13 protein-coding genes and 1 pseudogene are annotated in these 15,964 nt (G+C 60.0%); 2 read left to right on the forward strand and 12 right to left on the reverse strand.

Going from position 1 to position 15,964, the window contains the following annotated elements:
- The 3 genes and pseudogenes from VOM14_RS30320 to VOM14_RS30330 form a co-directional block, all read right to left on the reverse strand.
- Nucleotides 1–165: pseudogene (locus VOM14_RS30320) on the reverse strand (porin); the annotation flags it as partial.
- Between the two features lie 202 nt (nucleotides 166–367).
- The gene (locus VOM14_RS30325; RefSeq protein ID WP_327632402.1) at nucleotides 368–1,042 is read right to left on the reverse strand and encodes a response regulator; all 675 of its coding nucleotides are present in this window, start codon (nucleotides 1,040–1,042) and stop codon (nucleotides 368–370) included.
- 10 nt (nucleotides 1,043–1,052) lie between these two features.
- Nucleotides 1,053–2,423, reverse strand: a complete 1,371-nt coding sequence (locus VOM14_RS30330; RefSeq protein WP_327632403.1) for a sensor histidine kinase — start codon at nucleotides 2,421–2,423, stop codon at nucleotides 1,053–1,055.
- A gap of 445 nt (nucleotides 2,424–2,868) precedes the next feature.
- Here VOM14_RS30330 and VOM14_RS30335 point away from each other — a divergent pair, with 445 nt between their 5' ends.
- Nucleotides 2,869–3,990, forward strand: coding sequence for a hypothetical protein (locus VOM14_RS30335; protein ID WP_327632404.1), 1,122 nt, complete (start codon nucleotides 2,869–2,871; stop codon nucleotides 3,988–3,990).
- 77 nt (nucleotides 3,991–4,067) lie between these two features.
- On the opposite strand, the gene VOM14_RS30340 is transcribed toward VOM14_RS30335, so the two are convergent.
- The 4 genes from VOM14_RS30340 to VOM14_RS30355 all read right to left on the reverse strand — a co-directional run bounded on the left by VOM14_RS30340 (nucleotide 4,068) and on the right by VOM14_RS30355 (nucleotide 8,194).
- Nucleotides 4,068–5,666 carry a hypothetical protein gene (locus tag VOM14_RS30340; RefSeq protein ID WP_327632405.1) on the reverse strand — a complete coding sequence of 533 codons (1,599 nt, stop codon included), beginning with the start codon at nucleotides 5,664–5,666 and terminating at the stop codon, nucleotides 4,068–4,070.
- 16 nt (nucleotides 5,667–5,682) lie between these two features.
- Nucleotides 5,683–5,937, reverse strand: a complete 255-nt coding sequence (locus tag VOM14_RS30345) for a ligand-binding protein SH3 (protein ID WP_327632406.1) — start codon at nucleotides 5,935–5,937, stop codon at nucleotides 5,683–5,685.
- Between the two features lie 342 nt (nucleotides 5,938–6,279).
- Nucleotides 6,280–6,972 carry a phosphatase PAP2 family protein gene (locus VOM14_RS30350; RefSeq protein ID WP_327632407.1) on the reverse strand — a complete coding sequence of 231 codons (693 nt, stop codon included), beginning with the start codon at nucleotides 6,970–6,972 and terminating at the stop codon, nucleotides 6,280–6,282.
- Nucleotides 6,973–7,324: 352 nt separating this feature from the next.
- A complete protein-coding gene (locus tag VOM14_RS30355) occupies nucleotides 7,325–8,194 on the reverse strand; it encodes a LysR family transcriptional regulator (RefSeq protein WP_442955607.1) in 870 nt (289 codons plus the stop codon).
- A gap of 149 nt (nucleotides 8,195–8,343) precedes the next feature.
- On the opposite strand from VOM14_RS30355, the gene VOM14_RS30360 reads away from it, so the two are divergent.
- Nucleotides 8,344–8,775, forward strand: a complete 432-nt coding sequence (locus VOM14_RS30360; protein WP_327632409.1) for a (R)-mandelonitrile lyase — start codon at nucleotides 8,344–8,346, stop codon at nucleotides 8,773–8,775.
- A 33-nt stretch (nucleotides 8,776–8,808) separates the two neighbouring features.
- Here VOM14_RS30360 and VOM14_RS30365 read toward each other — a convergent pair whose 3' ends face one another.
- The 5 genes from VOM14_RS30365 to VOM14_RS30385 form a co-directional block, all read right to left on the reverse strand.
- The gene (locus VOM14_RS30365; protein ID WP_327632410.1) at nucleotides 8,809–10,119 is read right to left on the reverse strand and encodes a DUF3422 family protein; all 1,311 of its coding nucleotides are present in this window, start codon (nucleotides 10,117–10,119) and stop codon (nucleotides 8,809–8,811) included.
- 204 nt (nucleotides 10,120–10,323) lie between these two features.
- The gene (locus tag VOM14_RS30370) at nucleotides 10,324–11,958 is read right to left on the reverse strand and encodes a D-alanyl-D-alanine carboxypeptidase/D-alanyl-D-alanine-endopeptidase (protein WP_327632411.1); all 1,635 of its coding nucleotides are present in this window, start codon (nucleotides 11,956–11,958) and stop codon (nucleotides 10,324–10,326) included.
- 241 nt (nucleotides 11,959–12,199) lie between these two features.
- Nucleotides 12,200–13,435 (reverse strand): porin, encoded by a 1,236-nt coding sequence (locus VOM14_RS30375; RefSeq protein ID WP_327632412.1) that lies wholly within the window; start codon nucleotides 13,433–13,435, stop codon nucleotides 12,200–12,202.
- A 178-nt stretch (nucleotides 13,436–13,613) separates the two neighbouring features.
- Entirely contained in the window at nucleotides 13,614–14,312 is a 699-nt protein-coding gene (locus VOM14_RS30380) for an alpha/beta hydrolase (RefSeq protein ID WP_327632413.1), read from the reverse strand.
- Between the two features lie 72 nt (nucleotides 14,313–14,384).
- The gene (locus VOM14_RS30385) at nucleotides 14,385–15,941 is read right to left on the reverse strand and encodes a class I adenylate-forming enzyme family protein (RefSeq protein WP_327632414.1); all 1,557 of its coding nucleotides are present in this window, start codon (nucleotides 15,939–15,941) and stop codon (nucleotides 14,385–14,387) included.
- Nucleotides 15,942–15,964: the final 23 nt, after the last annotated feature.

The following is a 15,964-nucleotide window of genomic DNA, read 5'->3' on the forward strand; positions in this document are numbered from 1 at the left end:
GTTGCCCATGCCAATGACGTGATTGCCGTTCGCATCCGCATGCGTGCGATAAGTCGGGACGCTCAGGTCCATCAGGCCGTAAAGCTGCACGCTCGATTGCGCGTAGGCACCGCTTGCTCCGAATACGCCGGCTGCGACAGCCACGCCAAGGTATCTTTTCTTCAAGTCCGTCTCCTCAAGTTGCTGCGTTGAAAATCTTTTTATGCTCGCGGCGTCTCTAGCGATCTTTGTGTTCGGCTGTCGGGTCCGGCGTGCGAATGGATGCAATCCTAGTGACCTGAATCCTTCACGATCCTTTCCTGTTCCGTTTGAACAACTAAGTGAAATTACCAATATATGGAATGACGCCACTCGGCATCACTCGGCATCACTCGGCATCCTTTCTCCGCAGGATGTAGCCCAAGCCTCGCAGCGTCGTGATCTGGGCGCTCGAACTTGCGAGATGCTTACGCAAACGATGAATGTAAATGTCGATGGCGTCCGCGCTCGGTTCGTCATCGAGACTGAACACGCTCTCCATCAGCATGGTTTTGGACACGGTCTTGCCTTGTCGCAACATCAGCGTTTCGAGCACGGTATGCTCGCGGCGGCGCAACGCAAGACGCGCGTCCTGATGAAAGAACTCGCGCGTATCGGATATGTATTGCAGATCGCCGCATGTGAGGCAGGAAGACATGCCGCCCGATTGCCGGCGAATCTGCGCCTTGATACGCGCAACCAGCTCGCGCGCGTCGAATGGCTTCACCACATAATCGTCCGCACCGGTACTGAAGCAGTCGACTTTGTCTTCCGTCGAGCCATGCGCCGTGAGCATGATCACTGGCACCGTATCGCCGCGGCGGCGCAATCGCGCCAGCACCTCTTTGCCGTCCATTCGCGGCAACCGGAGGTCGAGCACCACGACGTCGTAACGTTGCGTGGTGAGCACGGCATCGGCGCGTTCGCCGTCGGGCACGCAATCGACCGCGAAGTTCTCGAGGCGCAGCAGATTGACAATCCAATGTGCAAGCTCAGTGTTGTCTTCGACCAGTAGTACCTTCATCGGATATTCCTCAATCACGCCACTTCGGCAAGCGGACCGTGACGACGAGACCGACTTGCTCGGCATCCGGCCTCAATGTCACTGTTCCACCATGCGAGTGCGCGACTTCCCGCACGATCGACAAGCCCAGACCGCTTCCCTCTGCGTCGGTCGCGCCGCGATAGAAACGTTCGAATACATGGCCACGCGCTTCGGCCGGAATGCCCGGACCGTTATCGATAACCTCCAGCACCACTTCCTGATCTTCCTCCCGGCACGTTGCAGTCACCCTTCCACCTTCCTGTGTGTAGCGAATCGCGTTATCGACGAGATTCGACACGAGCGCCATCAACAGCGTCGCGCTCCCCGCGACGTACGCGGCTCCGCTCAACTCGGCGCCGATATCGATCTGCCGACGCTGTGCAGCCGCCACGAGTTCTTCCAGTACGCATGACACGACAGCTGCCAGATCGACCTTCACAGGCGTGCGATCAGGCGGCGACGACTCGGCTTGCGCGAGCAGCAACAGCTGATTGGTCATCTCGGTCATCTTGCCGCTGCTGCGACGTATGCCCGCCAATGCGTCGGTGAGCATCGGTCCGCATTGCCCACATGGACGGGCACATTGAATCTGCGCTCCGAGCAGTGCGAGTGGAGTACGCAATTGATGAGCGGCGTCCGCGATGAACTTCCGCTGTGTCGTCGCGTGCAGTTTCAGTCGCGCGATGCACTGATTGATCGCGTCGACGACAGGCCGCAATTCGGAAGGCAGACGCTCGATACGAACAGGTTCGAGTTGCAACGCGTCGCGATCGGCGACGTCGTCCTTCAGTCTGATGAGCGGCCGCAACTCGAATGTCAAGCCGAGCAGCGCCAGTGCTACGACGAGCGCGAGCATCAACCCTTGCCGGATCAATTGCGGCCGCCAGAGGTTCTCCAGCATCGCGCGATACGATGCCTGCGTCTTGCCCACCACGACCGTCACCGGTTCGGTTGCGCCCGAGTCGTATAGCTCGCGCTCGTAGGCGACCGCGCGAACCGGCTGGCCATTGAGCGACGTGTCGTAAAACACGGGGTTCGGCGTGGCTTGTTCAGGCAGCGCCAGTTCGGGATTGCCGCCAAGCAGGCGTGCGCGGCCCTTCACTATCCGGTAGAACACCTGGTCCTGATACGGCGACTCGAACATCTCCAGCGCCGCGGGCGGAATCCTTGCGATCAGTGCGCCGTCTTCCCAATCAACGTCTTCGCCGATGATTCGCGCGGACGCGAGCAATGCGTTGTCCTGCAGAAGGCCGGCCGTCTCGCGAGCCGCGTCATACGACATGACGCCGGTAACGAACATGAATACGCCGACCGGCATGAGTAGCCACGCGAGAAGTCGCGCACGCAGGCTTTGCATCATGATGGACTTCCCTTCGCATGTGCCGCGCGTACTGCCACTGCAATGCGCGCGGTCGTTCTCTCCTCCTGATCGCTGCGTGTTTGCATCGATGGCGCGATTATGAGAGCGCGAATCCTTCTCTCCGCTTTCAACACATAGCGTTTTTCTTAGGGGAAATCCATGAGAAGGACGTCAGTGCTTCTGGAATAGCAACAGAACATCGAGCGCTGAGCTTCAATTTCATTACAGCTATAGCGCCCACTCAATGCACACCATAAATAACTTTTACTTTCCGATTCTTCTCTGCACCGCCATTGTGTGAACCGTACTGCCGGCCTTTAGCCGCGATTTCTTAAGATTACTTAAGTAATGATCTATTGGTCATCGTCGATCGCGAGCGCATGAAATTGTAATTTGATCCACTGACCGGCGGTCAGGCCAAATAAACCGAAAAGGAGAGGAATAGATGGAAAAGCGCCTGATGACCTTAATGTTGCTCGGTGCGGCTGCGCTAACCGCTTGCGGAGGCGGCAGCGATGTCAGCGGCCCGACAGCGCCGAGGCTACTGACGAATATCGCCGTGCCCAATGCGTCGAGTCCAGCCTTCAGCTTCGATATCGGTTATGTCGAGGGCGGCACGTACTTTCTTGCCGACCGCAATAACAAGGCAGTCGATTTCGTGGACACGAAGTCGAACGCGTTGACTGCGCAAGTACCGGGGCCGTTCGCCGGGATTGGCGCAACGACGGACTCGTCGGGCCCCGACGGCATTGTGGGCATCACGGGAACGAACACTATCTATGTAGGCGATGTCGGTTCCGTCAAGGTCGTCGATACGGCTGCGAGAAAGACGATCAATAACATTGCCGTCAGTACTACCGGATCGCGCGTGGATGAAGGTTGTTACGATCCCGACGATCATCTCGTGATGTTCGCGAGCCCCGGAGAGTCTCCGCCCTTCGTCACGTTCATTTCCACGCAGACGCAAAACGTCGTGGTCAAGCTTCCCTTTAACGGCTCGTCCGGACTCGAAGCGTGCACTTATGATGCGGCCTCGAAGAGCTTCCTGATCAATAACGACGGAACCGCGGCCAATCCCGATGGAGAACTCGATGTCATTACCGCGAGTTCAGCGGTGGCGGGAACTCCCACTGTTAGCAAGTCGTTTCCGCTAGGGAAATGCGGACCGTCCGGCCTCGTGCTCGGACCGAATAACGACGTGCTCGTGGGATGCGATCCGCCCGCCGGCAACCCGCTCATCACGCTGATTCTCGATCGGACCAGCGGCGCGATTCGGGCGACGGTGCCCTTTGGCGGCGTGGACCAGGTCGATTATGATCCGGCGTCCAACCGGTACTTCCTGCCGGCCCGGCATTACGTGTCGAGCGGTACGGCCGCAGCGTCTGGATTCACCCCGACGATGGGCGTGATCGACGGCGCGTCACGACAGCTGCTCTTCAAGGTTCCGGTGGGCACGGGCGCACACTCTGTCGCCGTCGACAGTACTCACGGGCAAGTGTATGTGCCGTTCCAGGGCGGCGCGTCGGGATTCCCGAACGGCGGCATCTCGGTCTTCTCGACCCACTAGTGTTTGCGATGTAGATGAAACCAACGCTCCGCGATCCGTTGAATGAGCGGCCGTGGAGCGTTAGTAACGAATTGCAGTTATCGCGGCAACAGCTTATAGAGCCGATGCTCCGGCAACGTCGCAATGAGTTGCCAGCCGGGCACGTTTTCGGACAAGTGCCGGGACGGATCGAACACCGCGAGATAAACCCCGGTGAACCGGCTTTGCAGGTCCGGAAAGCGCTGTTGCAATTCGGTTGTCCACGCATTCAACATACGATCGTCCGCGCGAAATGCCTTATCGCCGTTCTCGATGTCGTCCTGGAACTTCCTCAACGCCGCATTTTCGCCGCGAAACAGTACGGGCTGCTGGCCGGCTTTCAGATAAAGGTCGGGCACGAGAACACCATTGAGCGTTGCGAGCGCAACGACCTTATCCAGATACGGATTCCAGCGGCGCGGCGCCGTTCTTGGCGACGGATAAGTCGTGTCCTGTTTGTACTGGAACAGCACCGAGCCGGATTGCAAGGATGCGAACGTCGTGCGGTAAGCCTCGATCGCGGGCTTGGCCGCGCGCCAGTCCGCCGTCACAGTACCGATGCGGAACACGAAAACCAGTACAAGCAGGAATGCGCCGATACGTTGAAGACGAGGCATCGACTCGCGGACGTCGATCAATGCAGTCAGAAGAAATGCGAAGCTCAGCGCGCATCGCTCGACGACGCCATACGAGGCGAATGCTGAAAACGGCGCGAACAACGCGACAAGCGGAAGCGCCGCAACGGTGATCAGGCACTCCGGCTTGCACGTCCACCACCTCAGTAGAAGGCCAACGACTATTGTCAGGCCTAAGCTCGCGAGTATCGCCACGTCGCCTGCGGGATTGCCGACGGCGAACACATCGAGCCATCGGCTGATCTTGGCAAAGATATGAATGAAGCCGAAGTCGATGGAGCCGCCGAGTCCGCCCGTGCTGCTATGCGCCAGCAGCAAAACTGGAAGCACCAATGGCAGGAAACATGCAGCCGCATGACGTGCCAGCGAGCGGCCTCGCACTCTTCCTTCCTGGATCAGACAGCCGAGTTCCCACGTGCCGGTGACGAGCGCGAAAACGGCCAAGGGAAACAGATGGCAAAAGTAAATGAGAAGCGCACTGCAACATGAAACCGCGATGCGCGCGACAATCGACTCGCGAAGCGCCACATGCAACGCAATAGCCCACAAACAGAGGCCCATGCCGAACAGGTAGTTATCGTAGCCGCGTACCAGAATCCAGTTGTAGAGCAGCAGGAAACTGAGGAGCGGCAACCACGACCAGCGGCCGTTCACAGCCCGGCTCACCATCAGACATCCCGATGTCAGCAACGCGAGTTCCACGAAGATGAAGAGCCACGCGGCCCATTCCACCGGCAGGATTCTCGCAAGCCACGGAACCGTGAGGTCCATTGCAAGGTCGGGCAACGCGTCCCATCGAATGACGAAGTTCCCCGCGTAGTTGGCCGGATGCGAAAGAATGTCTACTCTGACAATGTTATAAAAGTGCTGCCCTAATGGCGGAATCGACGTAATGAAGAGCGGCACCGAGGCCACCAGCGTTCCAATCAGCCATATGCTCCACAGCTGCAACGGCTGTACACCGCGTACCGCATCTTCTCGCGCATTCATCAAGGCCCTTGCGGGCAAGTCCATATTTTTCATCGTGTTGGCCTATCTTTTATGCGCCCGACGTAGCGGGCAAATACAACAGCATCACGCTGGCCAGCAGCAGTCCCGCCGCCGCGACGATTCGCAGGGAAATCGATTCTCCGGATGCCACGCCGAACATCACGATCTCGAGAATCGTCACTGCAACCATCAGCGGATAGGCCACACTCAATTGCACGCGCTTGAGCGCGAGCGCGTAGAACGCGAATCCGGCGGCGTAAGCGGCAAGCGCGCCGAGTCGATAAAACAGGGGCCGGCCGTTCATTCCGAGAACCAACACGTCGCCAGACACCACGACTTGCCCCGCGAGACGCAAAAGTATGCTGGCCAAGGCACTGCATGTGCCACTCAAAAACAGGAAAGTGAATTGCATGACTAATTGCCCCCTGGCATACAGGTATTTCTCTGACGATCAGGCTGCTTCGTCGCCGCTTCCGCTTCAGGAAGACAATGGTTGATTGACGTATTCGATCGCCGCAAGCAGATATCGCCTGTCGACGACTCCCCATCCCGCCTTTCTTCAGACCGGGATGTCTGGCAGATGCGCATTCGCAATGAGCCCTCCTCGCCCAGATTTCTTAAGAAACCTTCAGGAACACAAAATGAATTAAACGAGTTTGAAAACCGAACTGGCAAATGCTCTCAATTCGTCGAATTGGGTGACCAGTTCCAGACACAGCACGAACCCGACCATCGCGGAGGCGCCTGGATAGCGTTCGATCCAGCGCAATAGATACGGCGCGTACAGTCTTCTGATGGCATCGCGAGTCATGATGTAGGTAATGACGACGCCAATGGCAGCGCCCGCGAGCAGGTCAGTCGGATAGTGAAAGCCGAGATACGCACGCGGAAGGCAAATGAAAATCGCCACGTACAGGAGCGCGAGGACGCCGACGCGGCGGGAGACAAGAAAAATGCCTACCGCGACCGACGTCCAGAGCATCGCGTGATCGCTTGGAAATGAACTCCACGCGGAGAGCATGCTTTCAGCGTGCGGGATGAAGGGAAAGTGAATGTGCAGGTCCGGGGAAAAAGCGGGACGCGTGCGGAATGGCAAAAAATGCGCAAGAAGTCTTCCGACGAAAAGCGAGAGCAAACCGCTGACCGTCGTGGCGATGACGATTTCACGCCGCCATTCCCGGTGGCTGGTCGAGTGAAACCATATCCACCATAAGACGGGGATCAGCACCAGTCCTTTGAATGTGTACATGTCCGCGATGACCTGGACGGCATGGTTACACAGCGTGCAGAAGTTGAAACTTTCGAGAAAGGTCTCAATGCTCGTATCGAAGCTATTCATTTTGTTTCGCGGTCTAGTATGTGCTGGAATCACGACGGTCATCACCCGCGTCGTGGATTACGGTCGGCCAACACGCACTTTGGCCCGATCCCGCAATACACCCAGATTATGTGATTTGCCACCGATCGAGGCCGAGTATCAGCTTCTGAGTGCTCGCTTGCGCACACGCGGTTCAGGTAGAACTTGCGCTTCTGGCCGATGACGTAGAACGTTGGCGGGATATACCGGGAACCCACCCGGATTCATGTCGCGAGACGAGTCTCATTACCTCTTTCAGACTGCCGACTCCAATCTGACAGTCATGCATTAATCCCGCGCGCGGCCCTCCTCTCACAGGGCCGCAAAACGAAACTCAGGCGCGCTGCCGATAACCCGCTTTCAGCGCCTCCACGACGAGCACGACCGCGCGCGAAGACTGCCGCCGGCGAGGATAGTAGACGTGATGTCCCACGAAAGTGGGGCACCAGTCTTTCAGCACCCAATTGAGTCGCCCAGCCTCGACATGTTTTGCGGCGAGATCCTCAGGCACATAGGCGAGGCCGAAACCGGCAAGCGCGGCATCGAGCATCTGATACACGTTGTTGAAAATGAGTTGTCCCTGAACACGCACCTGCAGTTCGCGACGCCGCTTGCGGAGTTCCCACGGCAGCAGTGAATCGCGTGTTGGAAGCCGTAAATTGATGCAGTTGTGGCGGGTCAGATCCTGCGGGCTTTCCGGTGCCGGATGGGATTTCAGATAAGCGGGCGCGCCGACAATCGCCATCGTCATGTCGGGCGCAATGCGCGCGGCCACCATGTCCTTTTCGATCTGATCGCCGAGCCGCACGCCGATGTCGTAGCGGTCCGCGACGATGTCCGTCAAGCCATAGTCGCTCACCAGTTCCACCTTGATATCCGGATACTCGCGCAGCAGCTTTTGCAACCGGGGCCAGACATAGGCGTTCGCCGCGTAGTCGGTCGTCGTGATTCTCACCATGCCGGAGGGACGGTCGGTCATCGCTCGCAGCGACTCCAGTTCCCCGTCTATCTCCTCGAACTTCGGCGCGATCACCGCGAGAAGCCGCTCGCCCGCCTCGGTCAACGAGACGCTGCGGGTCGTGCGCATCAATAGCGGCAGGCCCATACGCTCTTCCACCGCACGCACGGTGCGGCTCAGCGCGGATTGCGACACGCCGAGCTGTGCCGCGGCACGCGTGAAATTCCGTTCGCGCGCGACCGTCATGAACGCAATCAGGTCGTTCAGATTTTCCCGAATCACATTAATGCTCCTGTGCATAAGTGCATGCCGATTTTGCCATCTAGTCATGGCGGCAATGAACCTTTAGATTAAGGTCTTGCGCATCGCCGGCAATCACTCACAAAGGAAATATCATGCAACTGAAGCGCGCGGGCTCTCAGCCCTCGGTAAAAGGCCCTGATGAATGGTTCACCGGCACCGTCCGCATCGATCCGCTGAACGCGCCGCCACCGCCGGCGCGCGTGTCTTGCGCGAGCGTGACTTTCGAGCCCGGCGCGCGTACCGCCTGGCACACGCATCCGCTGGGTCAGACGCTAATCGTCACGTTCGGCTGTGGATGGACGCAATGCGAAGGCGAGCCGCGCGTCGAAATTCGCGCGGGCGACGTGATCTGGTGTCCGCCAGGCCATCGGCACTGGCATGGCGCGACGGCGAGCACGGCCATGACGCATATCGCGGTACAGGAAGCGCTCGACGGGAAAAACGTCGAATGGCTGGAGAAGGTGACTGACGACGAATACCTCGGCGCCGCCAACCCAGCCGCAGACGCAGGCGAACAGCAGTAACGAGGTGCGCCGCGCAAAAGGCGCCCCCGAATCTCAAGCGGACTGATTCACAGCGCTGACGGCGTGTGCGTCCTCGCTTGCGTTGCGCTTCAACAAGCGGCTGCGGGTACGCCTCGTGATCGCGATCACGGCCAGCACGACGGGCCCTATCGCCAGCCCCTCCGCCAACTCGGGCTCGATCGGAAGACTCAGCACGTGCAACGCCTTGAAAGCCGCCGCCGCGAGCGAAAGCACATAGTAGGAGATCGCCGCGACAGACAAGCCTTCGACCGCGTGTTGCAAATGAAGCTGGTTGCGCGCCGTGCGCTCCATGCCCGCGAGCAGGCGCGTGACGTCTTGCTCCTGCGAGAGATTGACTCGTGTTCGCAGCAGATCGACGGCGCGCGCGATGCGAGCCGCAATCTGTTCATGCCGCGCCCACACGCTGCGGCACGTTTCCATGGCGGGCGCGAAGCGCCGTTCCATGAACTCCTCGATCGTCGGCATGCCTTCTATGCGCTCTTCCCGCAATTCGTGAATGCGCGCGAGCACGAGTTTTTCATAGGCACGCGACGCGCTGAAGCGGCCGCCCGAACCGGAAAGCGATTCGACGCGCACCGCGAGATGCGTGAGCTTGACGAGCAACTGCGAGTCGTCGCCGCCGGCCCCTTGCGCATCCATGCCTTGCATCAGGAACTGAAGCGACGCGTGAATCTCGTCGAGATCGCGGCTCATTTGCCGCGCGATCGGCAATGCGAGAAGCGCCATCATGCGATACGTTTCGATTTCGTAGAGACGCTGCAGCAGCCGGCCGCCCTGCTCCTCTCGAAAGCCATCGTCGATGACGAGAAAGCGCATGAAGCCGTCCTCCCGTACGCGCCAGTCGCAAAACACCTGGCCGCCGCCCAGCACATTGCTGCCGACGAGAATCGGCCCGTCGATCCATTGACGCAACGCCTCGCGCGCGCCGCGTGCAGTGTCGCCCGTCAACAACTCCATCCGCGATGCGACAAACCGGCTCCCCGCAAATAGCCTGAACCAGCTTTCAGGAATGCCTTCGATTGCAATGTCGTTGAAGTAATCGGTGTCGTTGCGCGGAACAACAAACGTGAATGTGGAGAACTCAGTGTGACGCTCCCACTTCAAATGCCATCCCCAGGAAGATTGCACCGAATGATGCGTGGCACCTTCGGCCGGCATCGCGATTCCCGTGTCCCGGCACAACGCATGCAACTGCGTCTCGTGTATCGACGGATTGTGCTCCGCGTAAATCGCGTAGTGCGTGACGAAGACGGACTCGGCCAGCTTCAGGAATGGGCGGGCATGCAACTCGGCAGCCAGCGTGGCGCGCAATGGATGGTCCATGGTCGGCTCTTTTCAGGGTTGCTCGCGGGCATGTACTCGATGCTGCAACACGCCTGTACGCAACAGACTATGGCAGACGCGCGTGAGCCAGACCATCTCATAGTTCTGATTGCTACGTTCAACTTTTCTGATGATTCGGCCTGTTTCCGCCTGCCCTTGTGGCCACGCTGGGCAAGCAGGCTGTTTGTTCGGGACGCCACGGCATCACTGCATTTTCCACAGCATCGCCGCGATCGTGCCTTCGTCCTGAAACACGGTCAGCACGTCTGGAATTCCCTTGATCGGGACATTGTTCACCGTGAGAAAAAACGCGATCCGGCGGCCGCTCTTCGCATCGATGTAACCGGCGAGCGCCTGCCCTTTCAGTATCGGCGAGCCCGGCTTCAACTGGTTCTCCGCGACGTACGTGCCGGTCTTCGCGTGGACCTGGCCTTTTGCGCCCGCGAGCGTCGAGTCGGCTTCGAAGTCCGTGATCGTGGCAAGTGATCCGTCCACGCCGAGCACGGGCAGCGAATCGAAGTACGATGCAAAGGCAGACTTCGTGCTCATGCCGCGCAGCATCGCAATCACAGCCTGGCCAGTCGCCGTCGTATCGCTGCCGCCGCTGCCGTCGACGAAATAATATTGGCCCGGCGAAATGCCGAACGTGGCCGAGAGTTCGCCCTGTTCCGCCGCGAGGGAACTGGACATCGTCGTCGAGCCGTTGTGCGCGAGACCGAACTGCATCAGGCTCACGTCCGCGCCGATGTTGTAGCTGACTTTGTTGATGTACCGCACTTCCTGTGCATAAGGCGCGGAAGTCAATTGCGCGACCTGCTGCGCACTCGCGTAAGAACCTTGCGCGGGCAGCAACTGCACCGGGTTCGCCGCGACCGCCGCCGCTGTCACCGTGACGCCCGCACGCGCGAGCGCTTCGATCAGCACCGTGCGCGCGTAGTTGGACGGCGCGCTCACACGGAAAGTGCGAATCAGTGGATACGCATTGGTCAGAATCGGCACGAGACCCGCGGGCACGTTGCCGCTGACCGCGCCCATACAATTCGCCGAGCCCAAGCACAACGGCGGCTGCGGACTGAGTTCGATGTCGAGCGCCGACGCCGCGCCGCCGGTCTTCAGCGTCGATTGCACCGAGAACGCCGCCGACTTCGGCCGCCAGTCGAACGGAACGGCGGCGCCCTCCGCGCTCTGGTTGAACGTGACGTCGATCAGATCGTCGTTGACGAAAATCGGCCGCACGTCGAACTCATCGCGAAAGTTGAACGGCTGGAAAAGACGGTCGTCGATCACGACATCGCCATTGATCGTCGTGATGCCCGAGGCGGCCACTTGCGCTGCAAGCGAGTTGTATCCCGCGAGCGGGTCGGGCGTGGACAGCACCGCATTGCCGAGCGAGTTCGCTTCGTTGTGGTCGAAGTTGGTGAACGCGATGCTGCCGTCTGGATTGGCGCGGCCGCCCATCGTCAGATCGCCGCTCGCCACCAGAATCAGGTTGCCGTTGAGCACGCCGTTCGCCCCAACCGTGCCCTGCCGATAGATGGGCGTGACGAAGCGGTGCTGCGCGCCGAGCGCGTTGAGCGCATTGCCGGTCGAGAAGAGCTTGCGCACCGAGGCGATGAACATCTGCGTGTTGGCGTTGAGATCGTAGATCACGATCCCGGAGTCGAGATCGACGACCTGCATCGACCAGGCTGCGGTCTTATAGGCGGGCTTTTGCATGACTTGCATGATGGACGCGGGAACCGCCGTGTTCGAGTCGAGCGACCCGCCACACGACGTCAGCAGAAATGCCGCTGCAATCGCGGTCCCGTGTTGCTTCGCCCGCTCGATTGTCGCGTTCATCGCAAGTCTCCAGATTCGATTTCTGTTCTGCGAAGTGAAAGCGCGGATCAGAACTTAACGTCGCCCGGCGCATTCCGCGTGGGCGACAAACCTCGGAGCTTCCGGTCCTACGCCATGCTCAATATATTCCTCCAGCAATTCGACGCGGCAAATCATGCGCGCCAAAATCGCGGCTTATCCCGCCGATGCGTCAGAGCGCAAAGCGCCGGCTGGTCTGCAAACCGCCGGCGCGTTTCTCGCTCTAGAACCGGTGCACGATGCCCGCGCGCGCCGCGAACTGGTGATTCGTGCTCGACGCCGACAGCAACTCGATGTTCGCTACCGCGGGTTGTCCCAGCGAATCCGTGCCGTGTGCGATCTGATAGGTGCCGAGCGCGTACAGCTCCGTTCGCTTCGACAGGAAGTAGCGCGCCGCGGCGGTGAGCTGATGATACGTTGACCCGTCATGACCGGCCACGCCGCCCCCATGCGTGTATGTGTAGGACAGACCCACCGACGTGTCCGGCGCGAGCAGATACGTCAGCGTCGCGGTGCCGTTATTGAATATCGCCGTGCCCGTGTAGCCAAACGGATTCGGACCTGCGTTCAGATCGCCCAGAGCGCTGAAGGCCACGTGGCTATAGACGAGACCCAGCGTCGCATGACCGATCGCGTAACTGGCGCCTGCCGAATAGGTTTCGTAGGTATGCGCGGACGCGTATCCGGCGTAGATGGGATTGACCTGCGCGGCCGTCGGCGAGCCGATCGAGCCCATGTTGTTCGATGCCGCGCCGGGCGAATTCGGGTTATTGCCGAACGCGGACAGATTCGGATCGCGCGCGTTGAAATAGCCGACCGCAAAGCTGAAATCCTCCAGCGTGTAGTTCGCGGCCAGCGCCCAGACCTGGCTGCCGGTCAGGTCGCCGGTGCGGCCGCCTGGTGCATACATCGCGCCGAAGGACATGCCGCGATAGGTCGGACTGACATATTTGATCGTATTGTTGATACGCCGCGAGCGGCCGAGTCCGTCGACGTCGCCCGGCAAGCAACCTGATATGCCGGCGAGCATGGCCGGAGAAATCGGTCCGAGGAAGTCGCCGGTAATGTCGTACTGACGCCCGACCGTGACCGTCCCGGCGCGTCCCGTCAATCCGACGAACGCTTGCCGGCCGAACATCGCGCCACCTTGCGCGAGCGCGCCGTTATTCGCGCCAAAGCCGCTTTCGAGCGTGAAAATAGCCTTCAGTCCGCCGCCGAGTTCTTCCGTGCCTTTGAGGCCCCACCGGCTGCCAAACATGCCGTGCACGCCGCCGTCGCTCATCGACACCGACGATTTGCCGTTCAAGGTACCGTTCGCGTTGCGCCCGGTCTGGGTGTTCGTGACGTAGTTGATCCCGCTGTCGATCAAACCGTACAGCGTGACGTTGCTTTGCGCCTGGGCGTTGTCCGCGGCGATCGCAAGAATAACTGCCGAGTAGATAACGTGCTTCTTTTTCATCAACATCTCCAGTCCATATCGTTTGTTGTATTTCGGATGCCTAATTAATGTGAATGATCTTTACCGTCTTTCTCCTTTCTTCACCGATGGAAACGGCCAGCCGCGGTTGCATCCGCAACCGGCCCAACAAGTCAGCCTGAAGCGCTCTCCAGTGCCGCAACGGTGTGCCTGTAAAGCACTAGACCTTCGCCAGGTCTCCCGCCGCTTCGGCGATCAACGCGGTCACCTCCGCCGCTCTCGAAGACAGCGACGCATGGCTGGCATCTAGCGTGACGATCTTTCTCGCGCCGAGTCGGCCCGACATCGCCCGTTGGTTCTCGGGGCTGATCATTCTGTCTTCGCTCGATATCTGGTACCACGAGGGCTTCGTCTTCCACGCCGGCGAGGCGATGCTGTCGCCGAAGGTGCTGGCGAGCGGCGCCTTCTGCGTGAGCGCCATGGCGAGCGCTTCGTCGGCCGGTAGATCCTGACAGAAGCTCTCGTGGAATTTTTCCGGCTTCAGCCACAGATAGCCGTCGCTATCGGGTTCGAGATTGGCCGCGGCGGCCGGCGGATGTTGCTGCGTGATGCCGCCGGGGCTTTCGCCTTCGTCGGGTGCGAACGCCGCGATATACACGAGCCCGGCGACATTGGGATGATTGCCCGCCTGGGTGATGACCGCGCCGCCATACGAATGCCCGACGAGCAGCACCGGCGCGTTTTGCTGCGCGATCATCTTGCGCGTGCGCTCGACGTCGTCGGCAAGCGAAGTTAATGGAACCTCAACCGCGCGAACCGCCGTGCAGCCCTTTCGCGCAAGCTCGACGATGACCTTGCTCCAATGCGCCGCGCCGCCCCAAAAACCATGTACCAGCAAGATGACAGGTTCTTTGTTCATTGTCTGACTCCGTTATTGAATCAACACACTGTTCGACCAGAATCACTACGTGATGCAATGCGCTTCGCGACGTCATACCTGACGCCAGTTGCCGTCCCAGTACTTCGCGCGAATCTCGCGCTTGAGCAGCTTGCCGACGGCGCTGCGCGGAAGCTGTGGCCAGAACTCCACCGATTTCGGCGTCTTCATGCCGCCCAGATGCTGCTTGCACAACGCCACGAGTTCGTCGGCTTCCACGACTTGCCCAGGCTTTAACTGCACGACAGCCTTGACCGCCTCGCCCCACTTCTCGTCAGGTACGCCGATCACCGCGCAATCGAGCACTGCCGGATGCGAGTTCAGCACCGCCTCGATTTCGGCGGGAAAGAGGTTGAAGCCGCCGCTCACGATCATGTCCTTCTTCCGGTCAAGGATCGTGATGAAGCCGCGCTCGTCCTGTATGCCGACGTCCGTCGTGTGGTGCCAGCCAAACGTGCTCACCTGCGCGGTCTCCTCAGGCAGTTTGTAGTAGCCCTGCATGACCATGGTCGAACGCACGACGATCTCGCCTTTCTCGCCGGGCGCGACGAGGTTGCCTTCCTCGTCCATGATCTCCACGCGCGCGTAGGGCACGCCTTTGCCCGCCGAGCGCAACGCTGCTTCATCGAAAGAGCCGTCGGCGTGCAGGTAATCTTCCGGTCGCTTGACGATCAACGGAAGAAGACACTCGCTCTGGCCAAACACCTCATAGACAACCGGACCGATGCGCCTGACAGCCTCCTTGAGTTTTTCCGGCGCAATCGGCGCCCCACCCACAGCCAGGCAGCGCAGCGACGACAGGTCGTAGTCCGCGAGATCCGGCTCGTTGAGGAGCATATAAACGATGGTCGGCGGCAAGAACACGTGTGTAATGCGATGCTGCTCGATGCAGGCGAGCACCGTGCGCATATCGAACGACGACAACACCACGCTCACGCCGCCGCGAATCGCGGCGGCAAGGCTGAGCAGGCCGGCGGCGTGAGTGAGCGGCGCGACCGCGAGCACGCGGCTGTGCTGATCGACGCGCAGCGTATCGAACGTGGAAACAAGCGCCATTTCAAGCGAGCGATTGGTATGCACGGCGGCCTTCGAGGGCCCCGTGGTGCCGCCTGTCGCTTGCAGCAGCGCAATCGCGTCATCACGTTCGGGCGCCGCGTCGAAACGCTCGAACAGGTAGGGAGCAATCCAGTCGTCGAGGAACACCGCGTGTTGCGACGGCTTGTCGATACAGACAAAGCAGGACACTTGTGGCAAGGCAGCCTTGAGTTCCGGGAGCGCCTCTTCGAATGAACTGTGAAAGAAAATCAGGTGGCAGTCGGCGTATGCCAGGGTCGTGGCATTCGCCTGCACGATGTTTCGCGTATGCACCGCGACCCATGCCATGTCGGCACGGTTCACCGCAAGTTGCAGCAGCGTGACGCGGTAGTCGTTGGGTGCATAGATCGCAATGTGCGCGCCCGTGGGGAGCGAGGTGTTGTCGCGCAGCGCGTGTGCCGTGGCATGCACGATTTGCCGTGCCTCGTCGAAACGCAGTTGCGTCTGCCCGTCGATGAAAGCGAGGTGATCCGCAGAACGGGTAGCCGCGGCGTCGAAATAGTCGGCCAGTCGCATAAGTCTTCCAGAAGTTCTAAAGT

Origin of the sequence: Paraburkholderia sp. MPAMCS5, from assembly GCF_036016995.1 — a bacterium.
Classification (GTDB): Bacteria; Pseudomonadota; Gammaproteobacteria; order Burkholderiales; family Burkholderiaceae; genus Paraburkholderia.

Excerpts from the sequence above, each read along its gene's own strand:
- VOM14_RS30325 (WP_327632402.1), bottom strand. The coding sequence starts at position 1,042 with ATGAAGGTACTACTGGTCGAAGACAACACTGAGCTTGCACATTGGATT.
- VOM14_RS30330 (WP_327632403.1), bottom strand. The coding sequence starts at position 2,423 with ATGATGCAAAGCCTGCGTGCGCGACTTCTCGCGTGGCTACTCATGCCG.
- VOM14_RS30335 (WP_327632404.1), top strand. The coding sequence starts at position 2,869 with ATGGAAAAGCGCCTGATGACCTTAATGTTGCTCGGTGCGGCTGCGCTA.
- VOM14_RS30340 (WP_327632405.1), bottom strand. The coding sequence starts at position 5,666 with ATGAAAAATATGGACTTGCCCGCAAGGGCCTTGATGAATGCGCGAGAA.
- VOM14_RS30345 (WP_327632406.1), bottom strand. The coding sequence starts at position 5,937 with ATGAACGGCCGGCCCCTGTTTTATCGACTCGGCGCGCTTGCCGCTTAC.
- VOM14_RS30350 (WP_327632407.1), bottom strand. The coding sequence starts at position 6,972 with ATGAATAGCTTCGATACGAGCATTGAGACCTTTCTCGAAAGTTTCAAC.
- VOM14_RS30355 (WP_442955607.1), bottom strand. The coding sequence starts at position 8,194 with ATGACGGTCGCGCGCGAACGGAATTTCACGCGTGCCGCGGCACAGCTC.
- VOM14_RS30360 (WP_327632409.1), top strand. The coding sequence starts at position 8,344 with ATGCAACTGAAGCGCGCGGGCTCTCAGCCCTCGGTAAAAGGCCCTGAT.
- VOM14_RS30365 (WP_327632410.1), bottom strand. The coding sequence starts at position 10,119 with ATGGACCATCCATTGCGCGCCACGCTGGCTGCCGAGTTGCATGCCCGC.
- VOM14_RS30370 (WP_327632411.1), bottom strand. The coding sequence starts at position 11,958 with ATGAACGCGACAATCGAGCGGGCGAAGCAACACGGGACCGCGATTGCA.
- VOM14_RS30375 (WP_327632412.1), bottom strand. The coding sequence starts at position 13,435 with ATGAAAAAGAAGCACGTTATCTACTCGGCAGTTATTCTTGCGATCGCC.
- VOM14_RS30380 (WP_327632413.1), bottom strand. The coding sequence starts at position 14,312 with ATGAACAAAGAACCTGTCATCTTGCTGGTACATGGTTTTTGGGGCGGC.
- VOM14_RS30385 (WP_327632414.1), bottom strand. The coding sequence starts at position 15,941 with ATGCGACTGGCCGACTATTTCGACGCCGCGGCTACCCGTTCTGCGGAT.